Genomic DNA, 17,628 nt, shown 5'->3' on the forward strand with positions numbered 1-17,628 from the left:
CGGTGACGGCCGTTCTGTCGGGGGGTGTTGCGCTCGCGTCCCCCTCCCCCCCCCGGCGCCGGGCTCATCGGGTGGGGTCACGGCTTGAGGAACCCGGCCTCGCCCAGCACCTTCTGGCCCTCGGCGGACTGGACGAGGGCGATGAACGCCTTCGCGGTCTCCGCGTTCTTGGCGTTCTTCAGCAGGGCGATCGGATAGTCGTTGACGGCCTTGGCGGACTCGGGGAACTCCACGCCCTCCACCTTGTCACCCGCGGCGTGCACATCGGTCTTGTACACCACCGCCGCGTCGGCCTCCTTCAGCTCGACCTTGTTCAGGGCGCTCTTGACGTCCTGCTCGTAGGAGACCGGGGTGAGCTTGAGGTGGCTGGCGTCCAGCGCCTTCTGGGCGGCGGCACCGCAGGGCACGGTCTTGTCGCACAGGACGACCTTCAGACCGGGCTTGGTGAGGTCCTTCAGGGAGGCGACCTTGCCGGGGTTGCCGGGCAGGGTGGCGATCTCCAGCTGGTTGCGCACGAAGGTCACCGGGGCGCCGGCCGCGTCCTTGGCGTCCGTCACGGTGGCCATGGTCTTGGGGCTGGCGGCGGCGAAGACATCGGCCGGGGCGCCGCCGGTGATGCTCGCGGCGAGGGTGTCGCTGCCGCCGAAGCTGAAGGTGACCTTGGTGCCCGGGTGCTGCTGCTCGAACTCCTTGCCGAGGGCGGTGAAGCTCTCCTGGAGCGAGGCGGCGGCGAACACGGTGACCGTGCCGGACAGCTTGGGAGAGGCGGAACCCGACGGGTCCGACGCCGTGTTCGAGGACCCGGAGGACGACGAGCAGGCGCTGAGGGTCAACAGGGCGGCGGCTCCCGCGCCGGCCAGCTCAAGCATCCGCCGGGTCCGGCGCACGGAAGGGGTCATCACGGTTCTGCTCCTCGTGTTGTGCGGAACGACTGTCGCGCCCTGGCACGGTTGTACGAACCTGCCGTGCCGCGATGATACTGCCGCATCTGCCAGGTGTAAGTCCCTTGTCACATCGCATGAGCTGGGATCTTGCGCGGTGTGGCTGGCATGTGCGTTTGTACGGTGCTCCGCCGCGGGTACCGTCCTGCCGGAGGTGGTCGCAGGTGACACTCGCCCGACTCGCCCTGAGCGGAGATCTCGTACGTCCTTCCCGGCTGACCGTGCCGGATCTGCTGCGCTGGCCACAGCACCGGGTGGCCGTCAGCTTCGAGTGCGCGACCAGCGGCATGCAGCACCACCGCTTCACGGGGCCGCGGCTGTACGACGTCCTCGCCGACGCCGGACCCGGCTTCGACCCGGTGCGCCGCAAGGACCGGCTGCGCTTCCTGATCGCCGTCACCGGCACCGACGGCCACCACGCGCTGCTGTCCTGGGCCGAGATCGACCCGGACTTCGCCGACGCGCCCGTCCTGCTGGGCGTGAGCATCGACGACACCCCCCTGGACGCGGCCGGCCCCCAACTGGTCCTGCCCCAGGATCGCTGCGGAGCCCGGCACATCAGCGGAATCACCGCGATCCGGGTGGACGGGAGCTACCGCTGCGCGCAGATGGAGGTGGCGGCCGTTCCGTGAGGTGGTGGGACGGCCCGAGCCGACGGGGTCAGACGCGGTCGATATGGACGTTTGTCGACTTCACTCGGGCCGTCGCCTCCACTCCGACCTCCAGGCCGAGTTCCTCCACCGCCTCGCGGGTCAGCAGGGAGACCAGACGGTGCGGGCCCGCCTGGATCTCGACCTGGGCGGCGACGTCGCCGAGTTTGATGGCGGTGACGATGCCGGGGAAGGCGTTGCGCACGGAGGTGTAGGAGGCCTCCTCCTCGCCGCTGCCGCCCTTGGCCAGTTCGACGGAGAACGCGGCGAGGTCCCGGCCGTCGATCAGCCGCCGCCCCGCCTCGTCGCGGTGGGTGGCCACCCGGCCCGCGTCGGCCCAGCGGCGGGCGGTGTCCGGGCTGACGCCGAGCAGCCGCGCCGCCTGGCCGATCGTGTAGGACTGCATGCGGAGAACGATAGGGCGCCGCTCAGCCCGTGTGCACACGCGGCCTGCGGTCCCGGTCGGGCTCCGCCTCGCGCAGCACCTCCCGGGTGACCGGCGCGACCTCGCCCTGTCCGAACAGGAAGAACCGCAGGAAGTTGGCGAACGGACTGCCCTCGGTCCACTCGAAGTAGATGTGCGGGGTGCAGCCGGTGACATCGCGGACATGGAGCAGCAGCGCCGCCAGGGCGTTCGGGATGGACGCCGACTCCAGCGTCAGCACCCGGTAGCGCTCGTGCAGCACCTCGCCGCGCACGGTCAGACTCGCCTCGAACTCGGACGGGTCGGTGACCGTGACCTCGACGAAGACGAAGTCCTCCTGCTCCGGCATGTCGTTGTCGGCGCGGATCTGCTCGATCTTGTCGCGGTACTCCGCCTTGTCCCGGTGCCCCGGTTCGTTCGCGATGAACCGCATCTTGCGGCTGGCCATGTCCCGGATGAAACGTTCCGCCAATGGATCGAGCGTCACGCTGGTCACGCGCAGCTCGAAGGCGCGGGCCAGCCGGGACAGCAGCGAGACCAGGATGATGCCGACGATGAAGCAGGCACCGATCTTCACACCGTCCGGACGCTCGATGACATTGACGACCGTCGTGTACAGGAACACCACCGAGATCACGGCGAAGCCGATGGTCCAGCGGCGCTGTCCCGCCTTGCGCGCCGCGATGGTCACCGCGATCGCCGCGGAGCTGATCAGTACCAGCACACCGGTGGCGTACGCGCCGCCCTGCTTGTCCACGTTGGCGTCGAAGATCCAGGTCACCAGGAACGCGACCAGCGTGAAGACGATGACCATCGGACGCACCGCGCGCGCCCAGTGCGGGGCCATGCCGTACCGGGGCAGATAGCGCGGCATCAGATTGAGCAGGCCCGCCATGGCGGACGCGCCGGCGAACCACAGGATGGCGATCGTCGAGACGTCGTAGACCGTGCCGAAGGCGCCGCCGAGGTACTGGTGCGCCAGATAGGCGAGGGCACGCCCGTTGGCCGGGCCGCCCGGCTGGAAGTCCTTCTCCGGGATCAGCAGGGTGGTGATGAAGCTACTGGTGATCAGGAAGCAGCTCATGATGACGGCGGCGGTCGTCAGCAGCTTCTTGGCGTCCCGGATCCGGCCGGTGGGGTGCTCCTCGGTGTCGCCCGGGTCGCCCTTGACGTGCGGCATGACGGCGACGCCGGTCTCGAATCCGGACAGACCGAGGGCGAGTTTCGGAAAGACGATCAGGGCCACGCCGATCATCACGAAGATGTTCCCGTGCTGCACGGTCAGGGCGTTGGTCCAGTCCGTGACCACATGCTCGGCGGTGATGACGTGGTACAGGCCGACGGCCACCACGACCAGGTTGAGCGCGAGATAGACGCCCACCAGCGCGAACGCGACGCCGATCGCCTCCAGGAAGCCCTTGAGGAACACCGCGCCGAGCAGCGCCACCAGCAGCAGCGTGATCAGCATCTGCTTGCCCTGGAGGGCGTGCGTCAGATGCGGGTTCTCCACCAGGTGGGTGGAGGCGTCGGCCGCGGACAGGGTGATGGTGATCAGGAAGTCGGTGGCCGCGAACCCGAGCAGGGTCAGCACGAACAGCTTGCCCTTCCAGAAGGACAGCAGCCGCTCCAGCATGGCGATGGAGCCCTCGCCGTGCGGGCTCTCCTCGGCCACCCGCCGGTAGACCGGCAGCGCGCCCGCCAGGGTGACGAGCACCAGCACGATGGTCGCGATGGGGGAGACCAGACCGGCCGCGAGCGCCGCGATGCCCGGCTGATAGCCGAGGGTGGAGAAGTAGTCGACACCCGTCAGGCACATGACCCGCCACCAGCGCTGCCCCTTGTGCGGGGGCTCGGGCTGGGCGTGCGGTCCGGTGTGGCCACCGCTCTTGCCCATGTCGGCCAGGCCCTCCAGCATCCAGGCGCGCAGGCGACCGGTACTGGGAGGGTGTTCGGTCGTGGCCATCGGTGCGCTCCTGATGTGGGGCTCAGCTCTTTTCGGCCATCACACGGACGGCGGCACCAGCGTATGCAGAGCGTGACGCCTGGGCCTCCGGATCAGGGGCGGGGAGGCATCAATCTTGCGTTAAGAATGGCGCGGTGCCATCAGGGCCGCATCAAGAAGCCGAGGCAGGAGCGGATCACCGGGAGCTGAGCCGAACGAGTGGCGTGGTGCACCCCCCGGGAATCAGTGGCCACCGAGTGTCATCGTGCGCGGGTGTCGTCCGGGGCACGGTCACTCCAGTCCGGAGGCCCGGAAGACCGCCAGGGCCGTCTCGCGGTCCAGCCGCCGGGCGAGCCGGTCGAGGGCGGTGGTGCCGCAGCGCAGGGTGCCGCCGGCCAGGGAGTGGCGGGCGCCGTCGTCGAGCCGGTGCCACAGGGCGGGGTTGCGCACCAGCACCTCCGGGTCGATCTCCACCCGGTTCCCCAGGAGGTCGCGCAGCACCAGCCGCTGGTTGACGCCGTCCAGCGGGCGGACCGCGACCAGCAGATCGGTGTGGACCCGGCGGGTACGCAGCAGCCGCCTGCTGGCCAGCCAGCCGTCACCGGCCGACACCTTGGCCGGATACAGGACGAGGAGCAGGAGCAGGGCCAGGGCGGACCACAGCAGACCCCGCCACCAGGTGAGGGAGCCGGCCGCGCCGTCGATGCACAGCAGCAGCGCGAGCAGGGCGGCGGCGCAGCGCACGGCGGTGCGCACCTCGCCGGCCCATTCGTGGTCGTACGCGACGGTGGTGGCGGTGATCGGTGGCTGCGGGCCCGTCACCCGGGCCCGTGTGTCGTCGCTGTGCTCCATGACCTCGACGTTAGACAGTCGCGGGCGGAACGGCACAATGCCTTGACGGCGCCCTGATGGGCGGGGCCGGATTCTTGACGGGTCCGCTACGGCCGCGCGCGCCGTCCGGCGGTGCCTCCGCGGGGCCGGCGCACGGGGCCTCTCGCGCGGGCCGGGGCGCTCACAGGCCCCGGGTGTCCATGGGCAGATGCCAGGCGTTGCGCCGGTGGACCGCGAGCAGCTGGGACTCCAGCGGGGACGGCGGTACGGCGAGCACCGGGCAGCCGGCATGGGCGAGGCAGTGCCGGCGGACCCGGCCGAAGAAGGCGCGTTGCAGGCCCCGTCGGCCCCCGCCCACGACCAGCAGATCGTCCTCGCGGTCCGCGATCGCCACCAGCGCCCGGCCGGGGGTGCCGCGGACGACGAGGGCGTGGATCGGCACCCCGGGCCCCCGGTCGCCGAAGACCTCCTCCAGCACCGCGACCAGCCGGCCCCCGGCCAGCCGCTGCCACTCGTCGTCGGGCACGGCCGCGGCGGCCGAGCGGCGGGTGGCCGGATCCCCGCCCGGCGGCTCCCAGGCCAGCACCGGCCACAGCTCGGCCCCGAGCCGGAGGGCGAGCGCCCCGGCCCGCCGCAGCGCCGTGACGCTGCCCAGGGAGCCGCTCACCCCGACCACCACACGTCCGACCGCCGAGGCGTCGTGACCGGACATGACTCACCGTTCCTCACCGGTGTCCCGTGCCGTCTCCTTCCATCCCACCCCCGCGGCGGGCAGAGGACCAGTCGGAGACACGTCGGGGCCGGTCGCGCACCGGATGGGCGCGGCCGGCCCCTCGGGTCCTCGCCGTCCTCGCGGCGCCGCCCCGGTCAGGCGGCGGTCATCACCTCGTCCGCGCCGAGCGGGCGGTGCGGGGCGATGACGCGACCGTCGGGCAGCAGCTCACCGGTGTCCTCGAAGAACAGGACACCGTTGCACAGCAGGCTCCATCCCTGTTCCGGGTGGTGCGCCACGAGACGGGCGGACTCCCGGTCGGCGGACTCGGCTGGCGGGCACGGTGGCTGGTGCTGGCACATGAATGGGATCTCTCGCTCTGTGGTGGTCATGGCGTCCCCCGTCATGCAGTCGTTCGGAACCCAGTCTTGCCCCACGGGCATCGTTCCGCAGGGATTTCGAGGCACCGCTTCCCACAGGTTGAGGACGCGTCACCCGGGCGGACGGTTCAGCCCAACTACCCTGTCAATTCGGGTGGTTCGTCTGGCCGAGGTGGACTAGTCCGTCCGGGGGCCCGGACGGGCCGACGTTCCGTCCGGGCCCCGGAGACGGGCCGCCGATCCGCCCGACGCCCCGGTCAGGCCGCCGGTGAGCCGAGCAGGGGGAGCCGGGTGGCCCGCAGCGTCAGCACCGGGAGCAGATCGGCGACCGGGTGCGGCCGGTGCGCCGCGATGCCGGGCGGTGCCGGGGCGAGCGGGACCAGCAGATCGGTGGCGGCCGGATGCCCCTCGGCGCCGTCGGCCGCGGTGTCGCCGTGCAGCCACAGGGTGAGCATGTAGAGGCCGGGAACCGACAACAGCCTTGGCTGGTAAGGGTGTTGGAGTGACTCCGCCTGCTTCAGGGCCAGCTCGGTGGAGGTGACGTACGGGCCCTCGAAGAAGTGCGAGAAGGCCCAGCCGTCGGGGGTGAGCATGGTCTCCGCCGCGGCCACCGCCCGGTCGCCGCAGCGGATCAGAAAGCGCCAGCCCGCCAGCCGGGTGGCGGACAGTCCCTGCGGCGTGATCCGGTCCAACACATGGACGGGCAAAGGGAGTTCGGGAGTCGCTGGACCCTGCGCGGCACGCAGGGAGGGGGTGCGGGCCTCACGGACCGCGGTCGGCGAGCCCAGGGCGGTGAGGACGGAGCGCAGGGCGGGCGCGGGGGCAGGGGCAACGTGAAGCGGCATGGTGGGTCGCCTCTCATTCGACAGGCGCGGGGCGCGAGGGAGGTGGGGCGGACGGCGCTGTCTGCTCACGGAAGGCCGGAGAGGTGGGGGCCGGTCGGTGGAGAACGAGGGTGCGGCGCGCTCCGCCGCCCGTCAACCGGAACGGCAGGAATGCGGCAGGACCAGGACCAGGACCGAGGGCGCCACCCTCCCGCCTTGTGGACGAAGTTTATACGACGCGTGTTCAGGCGGAGTTTCATCTATCCCTTTGCGGTGGGCCCCACAAGGCAGGAATAGGCCGCCGATTCGCGGAAATTCTCCCGGTTTACGGGTGGTCACGCGGCGTTGACCACGCCGTACGCTCCGTTCGCGGACGGCCGAAAGTCATCGGCGTTTTTCACGAGGCGTTCGGGGCACCCGAAGGTGCGCTCGCGACATGCCCCGTGAATGTGCCGCAGGGAACATTGCGACAGCGTAGCGGGCGTCCGGGTGGCGCGGGACGTTATCGATCGCTTTCACTGGGCATTACTCCACCTGACCCGGGAGCCCCGGCGGCCGGAAAGCCGGCCCGCCCATCCGAGGAGGGACACTTCGATGGGGGAGAAGGTCGTGGCAGGGCAGTTCGACCTGTCCGATCGCCAGCGCTATCGCGAAAAGCTCCAGAAGTGCTTGACGGGGCTGGAGCGACTGCTGGTCGAGAAGCGATTCGACCGCCCCAGGAACCTCATGGGCGTCGAGATCGAATTGAATCTCGCCGGTCCGGACGGCATGCCGAAAATGTTGAACGGCCAAGTGCTCGAACGTATCGCGAGCCGTGACTTCCAAACGGAACTCGCGATGTTCAATCTGGAGGTGAACATCGCCCCGCACCGGCTCGGCGGCCGTGTCTTCGACCGCCTCGCCGAGGAGTTGCGGACCTCGCTCGCCTATGCCGACCGCAAGGCCGGTGAGGTCGACGCGGGCATCGTGATGACCGGAATCCTGCCCACGCTCGGCCGGGACGACCTGGTCTCCTCCAACCTCTCCGAGGTCGACCGCTACACCCTGCTCAACGACCAGATCGTGGCCGCGCGCGGGGAGGACTTCCGGCTCGACATCGAGGGCGTGGAGCATCTGGTCTGCACCGCCAAGTCCATCGTCCCGGAGGCCGCCTGCACCTCCGTGCAGCTGCACCTCCAGGTGACGCCGGGACGGTTCGCGGACGTGTGGAACGCGGCGCAGGCGGCGAGCGCGGCACAGATCGCCGTGGGCGCGAACTCGCCGTTCCTGTTCGGCCGCGAGCTGTGGCGGGAGTCGCGGCCGCCCCTGTTCCTCCAGTCCACGGACACCCGGCCGCCCGAACTCCAGGCGCAGGGCGTACGGCCGCGGACCTGGTTCGGCGAACGATGGGTGTCCTCGGCGTACGAACTGTTCGAGGAGAACCTGCGCTACTTCCCGGCCCTGCTGCCGATCTGCGACGACGAGGAGCCACTGGAGGTCATCGCGGCCGGCGGCACCCCGAAACTCGCCGAACTGGTGCTGCACAACGGCACGATCTACCGCTGGAACCGGCCGGTGTACGGCATCGCGGACGGCGTACCGCATCTGCGGGTGGAGAACCGGGTACTGCCGGCCGGTCCGACCATCACCGATGTCATCGCCAACGCGGCGTTCTACTACGGCCTGGTGCGCGCCCTCGCCGAGGAGTCCCGGCCGGTGTGGACCCGGCTGCCGTTCGCCGCCGCCGAGGCCAACTTCGACGCGGCCTGCCGCTACGGCATCGACGCCCGCTTCGTCTGGCCCCGGCGCGGGCGGTACGGCGGCACGGGCGAGGTCGACGCGGTCACCCTGGTCCGCGACGAACTGCTCCCGCTGGCCTCGGCGGGGCTGGACGCGTGGGGTGTCGAGGCGGCCGACCGCGATCTCTATCTCGGTGTCATCGAGGAGCGCTGCCGGCGCCGCGTCAACGGCGCCTCCTGGCAGGCCGCGACCTTCCACCGCGCCCTGGAGGGCGGACTGTCCCGGGAGGCCGCGCTGGCCGCGACGACACGGCGGTACGCCGAGCTGATGCATGTGGGGGAGCCGGTGCACATGTGGCCGGTGGGACTGCCGGAGCCGGTGCCGATGGGATGAGCGGGGGTTCATGGCGGGTGCGCGGGGAGCGGCGGTGCCGCGCGTCGGGCTCGGTGGCCCGGTGCGCGGTTCTCCCAGGTGCTTCTGCGATCCTTGCGGGCAATGCGTATGGCGGCTCGTGAGGTGTGGGAGGCAGGGGTGAAGGTGGCGGCCGGGTTGGGGGACGGGCTGGGGGACGGGCTGGAGCAGCGGACGCGGCGGATCCTGCGCGACGAGACGATCCTCGTGCTCGCGCTGTCGCTGGGCGCGAGCGGGGTCTCGGCGCTGATCAGTTTCATCGGCTCGGTGACCAAGCCGGGCGGTCTGAAGGACCAGGCCGCCACCCTCAACGCCTCGGCCGCGCCGGGCCGCCCCTGGCTCGACCTCGCCTGGCAGCTGTTCGGCATCGCCACCGCGCTGGTCCCCGTCGCCCTGGTCGCCCACTTCCTGCTCCGCGAGGGCAGGAGCCTGCGCACCCTCGGCTTCGACCGCACCCGGCCCTGGCCCGACCTCGGCCGGGGCGCGGCGGTCGCGGCCGTGATCGGCAGTACCGGGATCGCCTTCTACCTGGCCGCGCGGGGCCTCGGCTTCAACCTCACCGTCGTACCCGAGGCGCTGCCCGGCGTGTGGTGGAAGTTCCCGGTGCTGATCCTGTCCGCGGTGCAGAACGCGGTCCTCGAAGAGGTCATCGTCGTCGGCTATCTGCTGCGCAGGCTGGGCCAGTTGGGCTGGGCGCCGGGGACCGTACTGGTGGCCAGCGCGGTCCTGCGCGGCTCGTACCACCTCTACCAGGGCATCGGCGGCTTCCTCGGCAACATGGTGATGGGCGTGGTGTTCGTCTGGCTCTACCGCCGCTGGGGCCGGGTCGGCCCGCTGGTCGTCGCCCACTCGCTGCTCGACATCGGCGCGTTCGTCGGTTACGCGCTCCTCGCGGGCAAGGTGGGCTGGCTGCCGACGGCCTGAGGCGGTCGTCCGGTCAGGCGTCCGTGCCGGTGTGCAGCTCGCCCTCGATGACGGTGACCGCGCGGCCGGTGAGCAGGGTGCGCTCGCCGCGCAGTCCGGTGCGCACCAGGCCGGTGCGGGGGGACGCCTGCAGGCCGGTGAGGTCGGCGCGGCCGAGGCGGGCGGACCAGTGCGGGGCGAGCGCGGTGTGGGCGCTGCCGGTGACCGGGTCCTCGTCGATGCCGACGTTCGGGAAGAAGCAGCGGGAGAGGTAGTCGTAGCCCCCCGCTGGGTCGTCGGCGCGGGCGGTGGCGATGATGCCGCGCGCCGAGTAGGCGGCGAGCGCCTTGTGGTCCGGGGCGAGTCCGCGGACGGTCTTCTCGTCCGCCAGCTCCACCAGCAGGTCACCGACGTGCGCCCCGGTGTCGAAGGCGGCGACCGGCTCCGCGCCCAGCGCCGCGGCGACGCCGTCCGGCACGGCCACGGGGGTGAGCGGCGCGGTCGGGAAGTCGAGGGCGATCGCGCCGTCCTCGGCGGGCGTGGCGACGAGCACCCCGCTGCGGGTGGCGAACCGCACGGGGCCCTCGTGCGCGCCGGTCGTGTGCAGCACATGTGCCGTGGCCAGCGTGGCGTGCCCGCACATCGCCACCTCGGTGACGGGCGTGAACCAGCGCAGCGCCCAGTCCGCTTCGCCGCCCGCGGGCAGCCGGTGGGCGAACGCCGTCTCGGCGTGATTGACCTCCATGGCGACGTCCTGCAGCCAGCCGTCACCCGGGAAGCCGTCGCCGTCCAGGAGCAGCACACCGGCGGGGTTGCCCGCGAAGGGCCGGTCGGTGAAGGCGTCCACGATTCGAATCCGCATTCCCCGAAGCTAGCGGCTCCGGGGACCCCTGGACCAAGGCCAATTCGGGAGTGCTGGCCCGCTTCGCGCTCTCGGTGGCCACCGGAGTGCGAGCGGCGGGACGGGCGTGGCGCGGTCAGTCGCCGATGGCCGCCCGGTAGCCGGCGGCGTCGAGGAGCCTGTCCAGCTCGGACTTGTTCGACGGCTTCAGCTTGAAGAACCAGGCGTCGTACGGCTCCTCGTTGATGAGTTCCGGGCTTTCGGCCAGTTCCTCGTTCACCGCGATCACCTCGCCGCCGACCGGCGCGTAGATGTCCGACGCGGCCTTCACCGACTCGACGACACCGGCGGGTTCGCCGGCCGCGAAGACCTTGCCGACCTCCGGCAGCTCCACGAACACCACATCGCCGAGCGCATGCTGGGCGTGATCGCTCAGCCCGGCCGTCACCGTGCCGTCCGCCTCCAGCCGAGCCCATTCGTGGGACTCGGCGAACCGCAGATCAGCGGGGATGTTCGACATGCTCACTCCCTGGAAGTCCCTTTTGTTCGGCGGACTCAGCATGCCTGATGCGGGGGAGTTTCGAGGGTATTTGTCCGGTCTCAAGTGATGCGGTGTGATCCGGCCTCGCGGTGCCGGGCTCTGGGGGCTACGGGTCAGGGCTGCCGGCGTGCGAAGAGGATCGCTCCCGGAACGCTCTCGTCGGGATCGATCAGCATGTGGGCCTCGACGGTGAACCCGGCAGCGCGCAGCCAGGCCGCCACTCCGTCGGGCCGGCGGCGGTGCACCTGGACGTTCATCGGGTGGCCGCCGTAGCCCTGCGTCTTCAGCCTCGACCCGTCGCCGACGTGAAAGCCGAGCAGCAGTGGTCCGCCGGGACGCAGCACGCGCCGGAAGTGGCCGAGGACCGTGGGCACCGCGTCGTCGGGAACGTGGATCAACGACCAGAACGCGAGCAGGCCGACGACTGAGGCATCGGCGAGGTCGAGGTCGGTCATCGAGCCCACCTCGAACCGCAGACGGGGATGGTCACGCCGGGCCACGTCGATCATCGCGGAGGAGAGGTCGATGCCGAAGGCGTCCACGCCCAACTCGTGCAGGTGGGCGGTGACATGTCCGGGTCCGCAGCCCACGTCCGCCACCGGCCCACCGCCGGCGGCGTGCACCAGGTCGGCGAACAGCGCCAGAGCCGCCCGAAGATACGGCGCCCCGGCCAGGGTCCCGCGCAGCTGGTCGGCATAGCTGACCGCGACCGTGTCGTACGACGCCTGGGTGTCTGCCAGCCAGCGGTCCGCGCTCATGGCCCGACAGGGTAGTGGAGGGCGATGTCCCGGAGGGCGCGACCAGGCACTGTCCGGCCGATCATGACGGCCTGCCCGTCCGCCGGACGGTCTGCCGGGCGGGGACCCTGGTCGTGAACCAGCCGACGGAGACACAGGGGTAGGGGAATCATGGCCGCGTTCCACACGTCCGCGCTGGACGGTGTCGCCCGCAATCCGGCGCTGCCGACACCACTGCTGCTGCGCCTGCTCGCCTTCGACGGGGGCGGTGACCGTCGTCCGCCCCGTGGCGCGCTGCAGCGGGCCGGGCTTTCCGAGCCGGCCGTCAGGGTGATCCTGGCCCACCCGGACCCCGGCGTGCGGATCGATTTCGCCATGAGTGCCAGGGCGGAGCCCGCACAGCGGGCCCGGCTCGCGGACGATCCTTCTCCCAGGGTGCGGGCCGCTCTCGCGTACGGACCCGAGGCGACCACAGATGATTCCGATCCATCAGCGAATGCATGTCGCCCGCACGGAAGCGGGACGGCCGTGTACCGCCCCGGACTGGCTAGTGCTCTGACCGGGAAGGTTTACCGGGTTAGCGGGGGTCACTCCTGCTCGGAGGCAGCTGCGAGGTGGCGGCGGCAGAGGTCGGCAGCCGTGAGGTGGGGTGTATGCAGCGTGTCGCTGTAGAGCCGCATTTCACGAGCTGCCCGGTCGAGGTGCTGCCAGAAGATGAGCGGCAGGTCGAGGTCGGCACCGAGATCGACGAGACAGTCGAAGGCCAGTCCCAGCTCGTTGTGCTCCAGGAACTCAAGCGTCGCCGAGAGGTCGATGTTCGCCGGGCCCGTCAGGTGGCCCCGAGCGGCGTCGAGGTGGTTACGGGTCCGGTTCCAGCTGGTCTGGAGTGCCTCGCGATCAACGGTCATGGCGTCAGTGTCGCCGGTGCCGTTGGTATGGTCACGTGGCTTTCGCTGCTCGCCCGCCCCAGCGGATGCCCTTCTCGCTGCGGATGCGGGCGCGTTCGCGTCGTTGGGCGGCCAGCACGTCGGGATGGCGGGCGTTCTTGTTGCGCCAGCGCAGGTAGGCGTGCAGGGCGCGCGTCTGCGCGGTGTGGTTGCGGTGGTCGGAGTTGGCGACGGTGAACTGCTGCAGCGGTCCGAAGTGGGCCTCGATCGGGTTCGCCCAGGAGGCGTAGGTGGGGGTGAAGCACAGCTTGACCTTGTGTCTCTTCGCCCAGCGGCGGATGTCGGCGCCTTTGTGGGCGGACAGGTTGTCCAGGATGACGTAGATCGGGGCGCCGTCCGGGCGGGCGGCGCGGATCGATTTCAGCGCGGCCAGGGTGTTCGCGGTGCCCTTCTTGCGCCGGTTGACGCCCCACAGGGTGTCGTCGCCGATCGAGTAGCAACCATCATGGCCAGGCTGAACATGACCGACCTCATGGAGTCCGTCGTCGGTGTCTGCACCGATGCCCGAACCGGCCTGTCCTGGTCGATGAACTCCACAACATCTCCCTCACCACCAGGCACGGCGCCGAGGTCGCCGACACCCTGAAGTACTTCTCCGAGCGCATCCCCGCCACGTTCATCTACGCCGGTATCGACGTCGAGCACAGCACCTTGCTCTCAGGCACGCGAGGGGCACAGATCGCTGGACGCTTCACGCTGATCCCCACTCACCCCTTCCCCCACAGCACCGAGTGGCGGGGCCTGGTCGCCACCATGGAGAAGACCCTCATCCTGCGACGTCACGAGCCCGGCACACTGGCGACGCTCGACTGCTACCTCCGCAACCGGACCGGCGGCATGATCGGGGCCCTGTCCCACCAAATTCGCGGCGCCGCGATCGACGCCCTCCTCACCGGGACGGAAAAGATCACCAAGGCGGGACTTGAAGCGGTGGCACTGGACGTCGCCGCGGAATCGCCCGAGTTCCGCAGGTCACGGTCCGCCGGATGAGCCCAGAGAAGGTCTACATCCTGCCGGTCCAAATCCGCCCCCGCTCAGGCGAGGGCTCCCAGTCCTTCATCGCGCGCCTGGCTCGCGCCAACCACCTAACCCCTCGCTACCTGCGGATCTACCTGGCCGAGCCACCTCGGCACCGAGGTGTCCCCAGCTGGACCCGCCTGACTGCAGCCACAGGCCGCGATGCTGCCGTTCTGCAGTTAACCCTCGAGATGACGCACTGCCTTGAGTGCGGCACAGGCATGGCGCCCACAGACGTCACGGGACGCCGGGCTCTGCGGTGTTCCCAATCCTGTCGTCGGAAGGCCCGTCGCCGGCGCCACCCGAATGCTCCCCGGCGACGGGTGCCCTGCCGGATCTGCGGAAACCTCATGAGCGTCCGCACCGGACAGAGGCGCTTCCTCTGTTCATCGACCTGTCGCCAGAAGGCCCACGGCCTGCGGAACTCCAAGCGAGCGCCTGAGAACGCAGGGGCGCCACTTGATCCAGTTCAGGCGAAGACGTGACTCTGCCCCGCCGCCGACTGCCCCGGGTGGTCCCGCCCTTCCATGACGAGACAGTGGCCTCGTTCATGCGCCGAGTCGCGGCAGCCAACCATGTCTCCGGCGAGGGCCTCCGTGAATTGTTGGGCGTTCGGATGCTGAAGCGGACGCCGATCGCCGCACTGATCGAGCCTCTGAGTATCGTCACCGGCTTCGAGGAGTCCGTCTTGTGTCTCGCGCTGCCTGAGTTCGGACCAGGGGCTGTGACCAATGAGCACGGGCACTTCGGCCGGCCTCTCACCCAGCAGAAAAGATCTCTGGAGCGGCCCGCCTGTCGGCGTTGCGTTCACGCAGCAGGCATCCAGGGGCCGGTGCATCGCTGGACGACGCACGAACAGAACGTGTGCCTGCGGCACCGCCTCTGGATCGGCCAGGGCTGCACCGTCCCCGGCGACCAGGTCGACATCAGCATGCTGCCCAGCACGAGCAGGGCTCAACGCCACCACCAGAACCTCATCCGCCGCCATGGTCGGCGCTGGGTCAGAGACGCCTTTTCTGGGGCCAGATCGGCCTTCCTCGGTCTGGTCGAGGGCCACTTCGCCGATCCCTTCGGGATCATCGGCGAGGCACAGCTTCACCTACGCGACGTTGGTGGGCAGCCAGCCCCATCCTCCACGACCCTTGGCATCCTCTTTCACCCGCAGATCGTCACCCTCACCGGACTCCTGGCAAACCCGGAGTGGGCCTGGAGGGCCAGGCAGTCCGGCCACATCGGATGGCTGGCCGCAGAGGTCACGCACCGCGACATCCTGGTTGGATACGCACCCAAGGAAAATGATCCGCTCGTCCAGTGGGTCGAAGGCCACTTGTTACACCGCAGGTTCGTGGCTGCCTATGGCTACAAGCTCCACGACGTCTTCTTCCCTGAGGAGACTGTCCGGCCATCTCCGCCACCGCGCGCTCCTTCCGGGTCTTGACCTGCGGTGACTCAGGGTGAATGCAGCACCCGCACCCTCGTTACGGTCGCAGCTTCCGAGATTGCGGGTCAAAGCAGTTGAGGCCCATCGACGAAGCGACCTCGGCCGCGTGGGTAGATGCCTCGTCGGCCATGCTCCAGCGCATGGGGAAGTAGATCAACGGGCCACGAGCCTCACCGATCAGCGGAGCGGTTGACCAGGGTGAGGTGTCATCGTCGTCTTCGGTGAGATCCGGCCACCGTTCCAAGAGCACGGCGACGAAGGCTGCGATGCGCTCAGCCGGAGCAACCGCAGGCTCATCCGTGTCAACGAAGCGGTCGTACAGATCGCTGAAGCGCCGGGCCGCAGCAGCGTCATCCGCCGGCCTCTCGCCCTCCCACACCGCAAGGTCATAGCTCATGGGCGCAGCCTGCCACGCCTCACTGACAGCCGGACCAGCGAACCAGATCATGCGCAGCAGAGGCCAGAACACCTGAGGCGGGACAGCCCGGTCTGGTGAAACTTCGATGAGACGAACAGGCCAGTCGTCAATCTTCAGTGAGACCGGTGCGTCTTCGCTGAGACAGGTCACCCTCTTCGGAAAGGGGCTTGGCAGGCGAGCTGTTCCGATATATCGTTGAGGCATCGCGAACGATACGCGATGCAGACGCAATAGATCAGCGATGGAATGGAGTGATCACCATGCGTGGACATGGATTCGAGCGGCACGAGGGTCGCGGTCGGCACGGCGGGGGTATGGGTGGGTTCGAGGCGCGGCGGGCCGCGTTCGGGCCGTTCGGGCCCGGTGGGCCGGGGGGTCCGGGCGGGCCGGGGTTCGGGCCCGGTGGGCCGGGGTTCGGGCCGGGATTCGGGCCCTGGGGGCATCGGGGGCGGGGCGGACCCAGGGGGCGGGCGCGGCGCGGTGACGTGCGGGCGTCGATCCTGGCTCTGCTGAAGGAACGGCCCATGCATGGCTACGAGATGATCCAGGAGATCGCCGAACGCAGCGGCGGCGCCTGGAAGCCCAGCCCCGGCTCGGTCTACCCGACCCTCCAGATGCTGGAGGACGAGGGTCTGATCGCCAGCGAGAGCGAGGGCGGCAAGAAGCTGTTCTCCCTCACCGAGAGCGGCCGCGGGGTCGCCGATGAGGGTTCGCAGGCGCCCTGGGAAGAGGCCTCGCGCGGGGTCGACTGGGAGGCGCTGGGCGAGATCCGGCAGGCCGGCATGGGGCTGATGGAAGCCTTCGGGCAGGTCTGGAAGACCGGCACCAAGGAGCAGCGCGAGAAGGCGCTGGCCGTCGTCAACGAGGCCCGAAAGAAGCTGTACCTCATCCTCGCCGACGAGGACTGAGCCGTCGTAAGGGGAGGTGCGGCGCGGTGCCCCGCGGAGCGATTCCGCGGGGCACCCTCCGTGTCTCCGCCCGCCTCAGCCGACCAGCCCGTCCAGCTTGCGCAGCGACTCGGTCAGGGCGGTCGTCGCCGAGTCCTTGAGACGGGCCGCCATCAGCGACACCGCGGCGCCGGTGAACTCGCCCTCGATGCGCAGCGTCGTGGCGTTTCCGTCCGGGACGAGCGTGTAGCGGGTGGCGACGGTGACCGCCATCGGGCCCTTGCCGCGGATCGCGAACACCCGGGCCGGCTCCAGCTCCTCGATGGTCCAGTCGACCTCGGCCGGGAACCCCATCAGCTTCATGTTCTCCCGGAACGTGCCCCCTACGGCGAGCGATTCCGGACCGCCGGAGGGGAAGCCGGTGTGGGTGGCGTTCCATTCGCCGTACGACGACCAGTCGGTGAGCCGCGCCCACACCTTGTCGGCCGGTGCCTCGATGCGTGCCTCCGCGCTGACTTCGGCCATGCGACCACCCCTTCGGTTCGGGCGAATCCGGCTACGGTGTCGCGGAACGTAGCCGCAGCACCGTGAACATTCAATACTGATGGACCGTCAGGAGGCGTGGAGAGCGCGGGCTCGGTCAGCCGATGTGCCGGATCACCGCCGTGTCGAACAGGTCCCACGCGCGTGGCAGAGCGCTCTCGTCATGGCAGTGCCACGCCTCCCAGAACAGGTCGGCGAGCAGCGCGTCCCGGGGTGCGTAGACCCGGTACACGTACTCCTTGCCGTCGATCGCCGGCAGTGCGACGAGCCAGCACCCGCCCCTGCCCTCCATGCCCTGAGTGACGTACGGCGACGTACGACGGTTGCCCACGCGGTGGTGTGCGAACCGGCGCGCGCCCCCGGGGCGGATCGGCCGAAATCTCCTCCCCAAGGATGAGATCGCCGATGGCGATGTCCACTCTGCGTGGGACGCCCAAATGGTTCCGCCCGAGGATGACTCGGTCTGCCGTGGCTGATGGGGTGAGGTTGTGCAATCCCGTACCGCCCGTCCGACCGCCC

At 70.1% G+C, this 17,628-nt stretch carries 19 protein-coding genes and 2 pseudogenes; 6 read left to right on the forward strand and 15 right to left on the reverse strand.

Features of this window, described 5'->3' with window-relative positions:
• Positions 1 to 77 precede the first annotated feature (77 nt).
• Complete coding sequence (modA, locus tag AB0N90_RS33415; protein ID WP_365202846.1) at positions 78 to 899, reverse strand: molybdate ABC transporter substrate-binding protein; 822 nt, start codon at positions 897 to 899, stop codon at positions 78 to 80.
• Positions 900 to 1,105: 206 nt separating this feature from the next.
• Between modA and AB0N90_RS33420 the strand changes: the two genes are divergently transcribed.
• Positions 1,106 to 1,573 carry a molybdopterin-dependent oxidoreductase gene (locus AB0N90_RS33420; protein ID WP_361668981.1) on the forward strand — a complete coding sequence of 156 codons (468 nt, stop codon included), beginning with the start codon at positions 1,106 to 1,108 and terminating at the stop codon, positions 1,571 to 1,573.
• 28 nt (positions 1,574 to 1,601) lie between these two features.
• On the opposite strand, the gene AB0N90_RS33425 is transcribed toward AB0N90_RS33420, so the two are convergent.
• The 6 genes from AB0N90_RS33425 to AB0N90_RS33450 all read right to left on the reverse strand — a co-directional run bounded on the left by AB0N90_RS33425 (position 1,602) and on the right by AB0N90_RS33450 (position 6,725).
• Positions 1,602 to 1,997, reverse strand: a complete 396-nt coding sequence (locus AB0N90_RS33425) for a helix-turn-helix transcriptional regulator (RefSeq protein ID WP_361668984.1) — start codon at positions 1,995 to 1,997, stop codon at positions 1,602 to 1,604.
• Between the two features lie 22 nt (positions 1,998 to 2,019).
• On the reverse strand, positions 2,020 to 3,978 hold the full coding sequence (locus tag AB0N90_RS33430; protein ID WP_361668987.1) for an amino acid transporter: 1,959 nt from the start codon (positions 3,976 to 3,978) through the stop codon (positions 2,020 to 2,022).
• A gap of 270 nt (positions 3,979 to 4,248) precedes the next feature.
• A complete protein-coding gene (locus tag AB0N90_RS33435; protein WP_365202849.1) occupies positions 4,249 to 4,809 on the reverse strand; it encodes a hypothetical protein in 561 nt (186 codons plus the stop codon).
• 160 nt (positions 4,810 to 4,969) lie between these two features.
• Complete coding sequence (locus AB0N90_RS33440) at positions 4,970 to 5,500, reverse strand: universal stress protein (RefSeq protein WP_365202850.1); 531 nt, start codon at positions 5,498 to 5,500, stop codon at positions 4,970 to 4,972.
• Between the two features lie 155 nt (positions 5,501 to 5,655).
• Entirely contained in the window at positions 5,656 to 5,862 is a 207-nt protein-coding gene (locus AB0N90_RS33445; RefSeq protein WP_085562653.1) for a DUF5999 family protein, read from the reverse strand.
• A 275-nt stretch (positions 5,863 to 6,137) separates the two neighbouring features.
• Positions 6,138 to 6,725, reverse strand: a complete 588-nt coding sequence (locus AB0N90_RS33450) for a hypothetical protein (RefSeq protein ID WP_361668995.1) — start codon at positions 6,723 to 6,725, stop codon at positions 6,138 to 6,140.
• A 573-nt stretch (positions 6,726 to 7,298) separates the two neighbouring features.
• Here AB0N90_RS33450 and AB0N90_RS33455 point away from each other — a divergent pair.
• A complete protein-coding gene (locus tag AB0N90_RS33455) occupies positions 7,299 to 8,816 on the forward strand; it encodes a glutamate--cysteine ligase (protein ID WP_361668997.1) in 1,518 nt (505 codons plus the stop codon).
• A gap of 108 nt (positions 8,817 to 8,924) precedes the next feature.
• Entirely contained in the window at positions 8,925 to 9,758 is an 834-nt protein-coding gene (locus tag AB0N90_RS33460; protein WP_361670304.1) for a type II CAAX endopeptidase family protein, read from the forward strand.
• A 13-nt stretch (positions 9,759 to 9,771) separates the two neighbouring features.
• Here AB0N90_RS33460 and AB0N90_RS33465 read toward each other — a convergent pair whose 3' ends face one another.
• The 5 genes and pseudogenes from AB0N90_RS33465 to AB0N90_RS33485 all read right to left on the reverse strand — a co-directional run.
• Positions 9,772 to 10,599 (reverse strand): PhzF family phenazine biosynthesis protein, encoded by an 828-nt coding sequence (locus AB0N90_RS33465; RefSeq protein ID WP_365202852.1) that lies wholly within the window; start codon positions 10,597 to 10,599, stop codon positions 9,772 to 9,774.
• A 115-nt stretch (positions 10,600 to 10,714) separates the two neighbouring features.
• A complete protein-coding gene (gene gcvH, locus AB0N90_RS33470; protein ID WP_365202854.1) occupies positions 10,715 to 11,098 on the reverse strand; it encodes a glycine cleavage system protein GcvH in 384 nt (127 codons plus the stop codon).
• A gap of 134 nt (positions 11,099 to 11,232) precedes the next feature.
• Positions 11,233 to 11,877, reverse strand: a complete 645-nt coding sequence (locus AB0N90_RS33475; RefSeq protein ID WP_365202856.1) for a class I SAM-dependent methyltransferase — start codon at positions 11,875 to 11,877, stop codon at positions 11,233 to 11,235.
• Positions 11,878 to 12,443: 566 nt separating this feature from the next.
• Positions 12,444 to 12,764 carry a MafI family immunity protein gene (locus AB0N90_RS33480; RefSeq protein WP_365202858.1) on the reverse strand — a complete coding sequence of 107 codons (321 nt, stop codon included), beginning with the start codon at positions 12,762 to 12,764 and terminating at the stop codon, positions 12,444 to 12,446.
• A gap of 31 nt (positions 12,765 to 12,795) precedes the next feature.
• Positions 12,796 to 13,245: pseudogene (locus tag AB0N90_RS33485) on the reverse strand (transposase); the annotation flags it as partial.
• A 15-nt stretch (positions 13,246 to 13,260) separates the two neighbouring features.
• On the opposite strand from AB0N90_RS33485, the pseudogene AB0N90_RS33490 reads away from it, so the two are divergent.
• A pseudogene (locus tag AB0N90_RS33490) lies at positions 13,261 to 13,793 on the forward strand (ATP/GTP-binding protein); the annotation flags it as partial.
• Between the two features lie 577 nt (positions 13,794 to 14,370).
• Positions 14,371 to 15,258 carry a hypothetical protein gene (locus AB0N90_RS33495; RefSeq protein WP_365202860.1) on the forward strand — a complete coding sequence of 296 codons (888 nt, stop codon included), beginning with the start codon at positions 14,371 to 14,373 and terminating at the stop codon, positions 15,256 to 15,258.
• Positions 15,259 to 15,298: 40 nt separating this feature from the next.
• Here AB0N90_RS33495 and AB0N90_RS33500 read toward each other — a convergent pair whose 3' ends face one another.
• On the reverse strand, positions 15,299 to 15,658 hold the full coding sequence (locus tag AB0N90_RS33500; RefSeq protein ID WP_365202861.1) for a hypothetical protein: 360 nt from the start codon (positions 15,656 to 15,658) through the stop codon (positions 15,299 to 15,301).
• Between the two features lie 281 nt (positions 15,659 to 15,939).
• On the opposite strand from AB0N90_RS33500, the gene AB0N90_RS33505 reads away from it, so the two are divergent.
• Entirely contained in the window at positions 15,940 to 16,587 is a 648-nt protein-coding gene (locus AB0N90_RS33505) for a PadR family transcriptional regulator (protein ID WP_365202863.1), read from the forward strand.
• A gap of 75 nt (positions 16,588 to 16,662) precedes the next feature.
• Here AB0N90_RS33505 and AB0N90_RS33510 read toward each other — a convergent pair whose 3' ends face one another.
• On the reverse strand, positions 16,663 to 17,091 hold the full coding sequence (locus AB0N90_RS33510; protein WP_365202865.1) for an SRPBCC family protein: 429 nt from the start codon (positions 17,089 to 17,091) through the stop codon (positions 16,663 to 16,665).
• A 115-nt stretch (positions 17,092 to 17,206) separates the two neighbouring features.
• Entirely contained in the window at positions 17,207 to 17,401 is a 195-nt protein-coding gene (locus tag AB0N90_RS33515) for a hypothetical protein (RefSeq protein WP_361670307.1), read from the reverse strand.
• Positions 17,402 to 17,628 lie beyond the last annotated feature (227 nt).

Origin of the sequence: Streptomyces sp. NPDC093018, assembly GCF_040684035.1 — a bacterium.
Taxonomy (GTDB): domain Bacteria; phylum Actinomycetota; class Actinomycetes; order Streptomycetales; family Streptomycetaceae; genus Streptomyces; species Streptomyces murinus.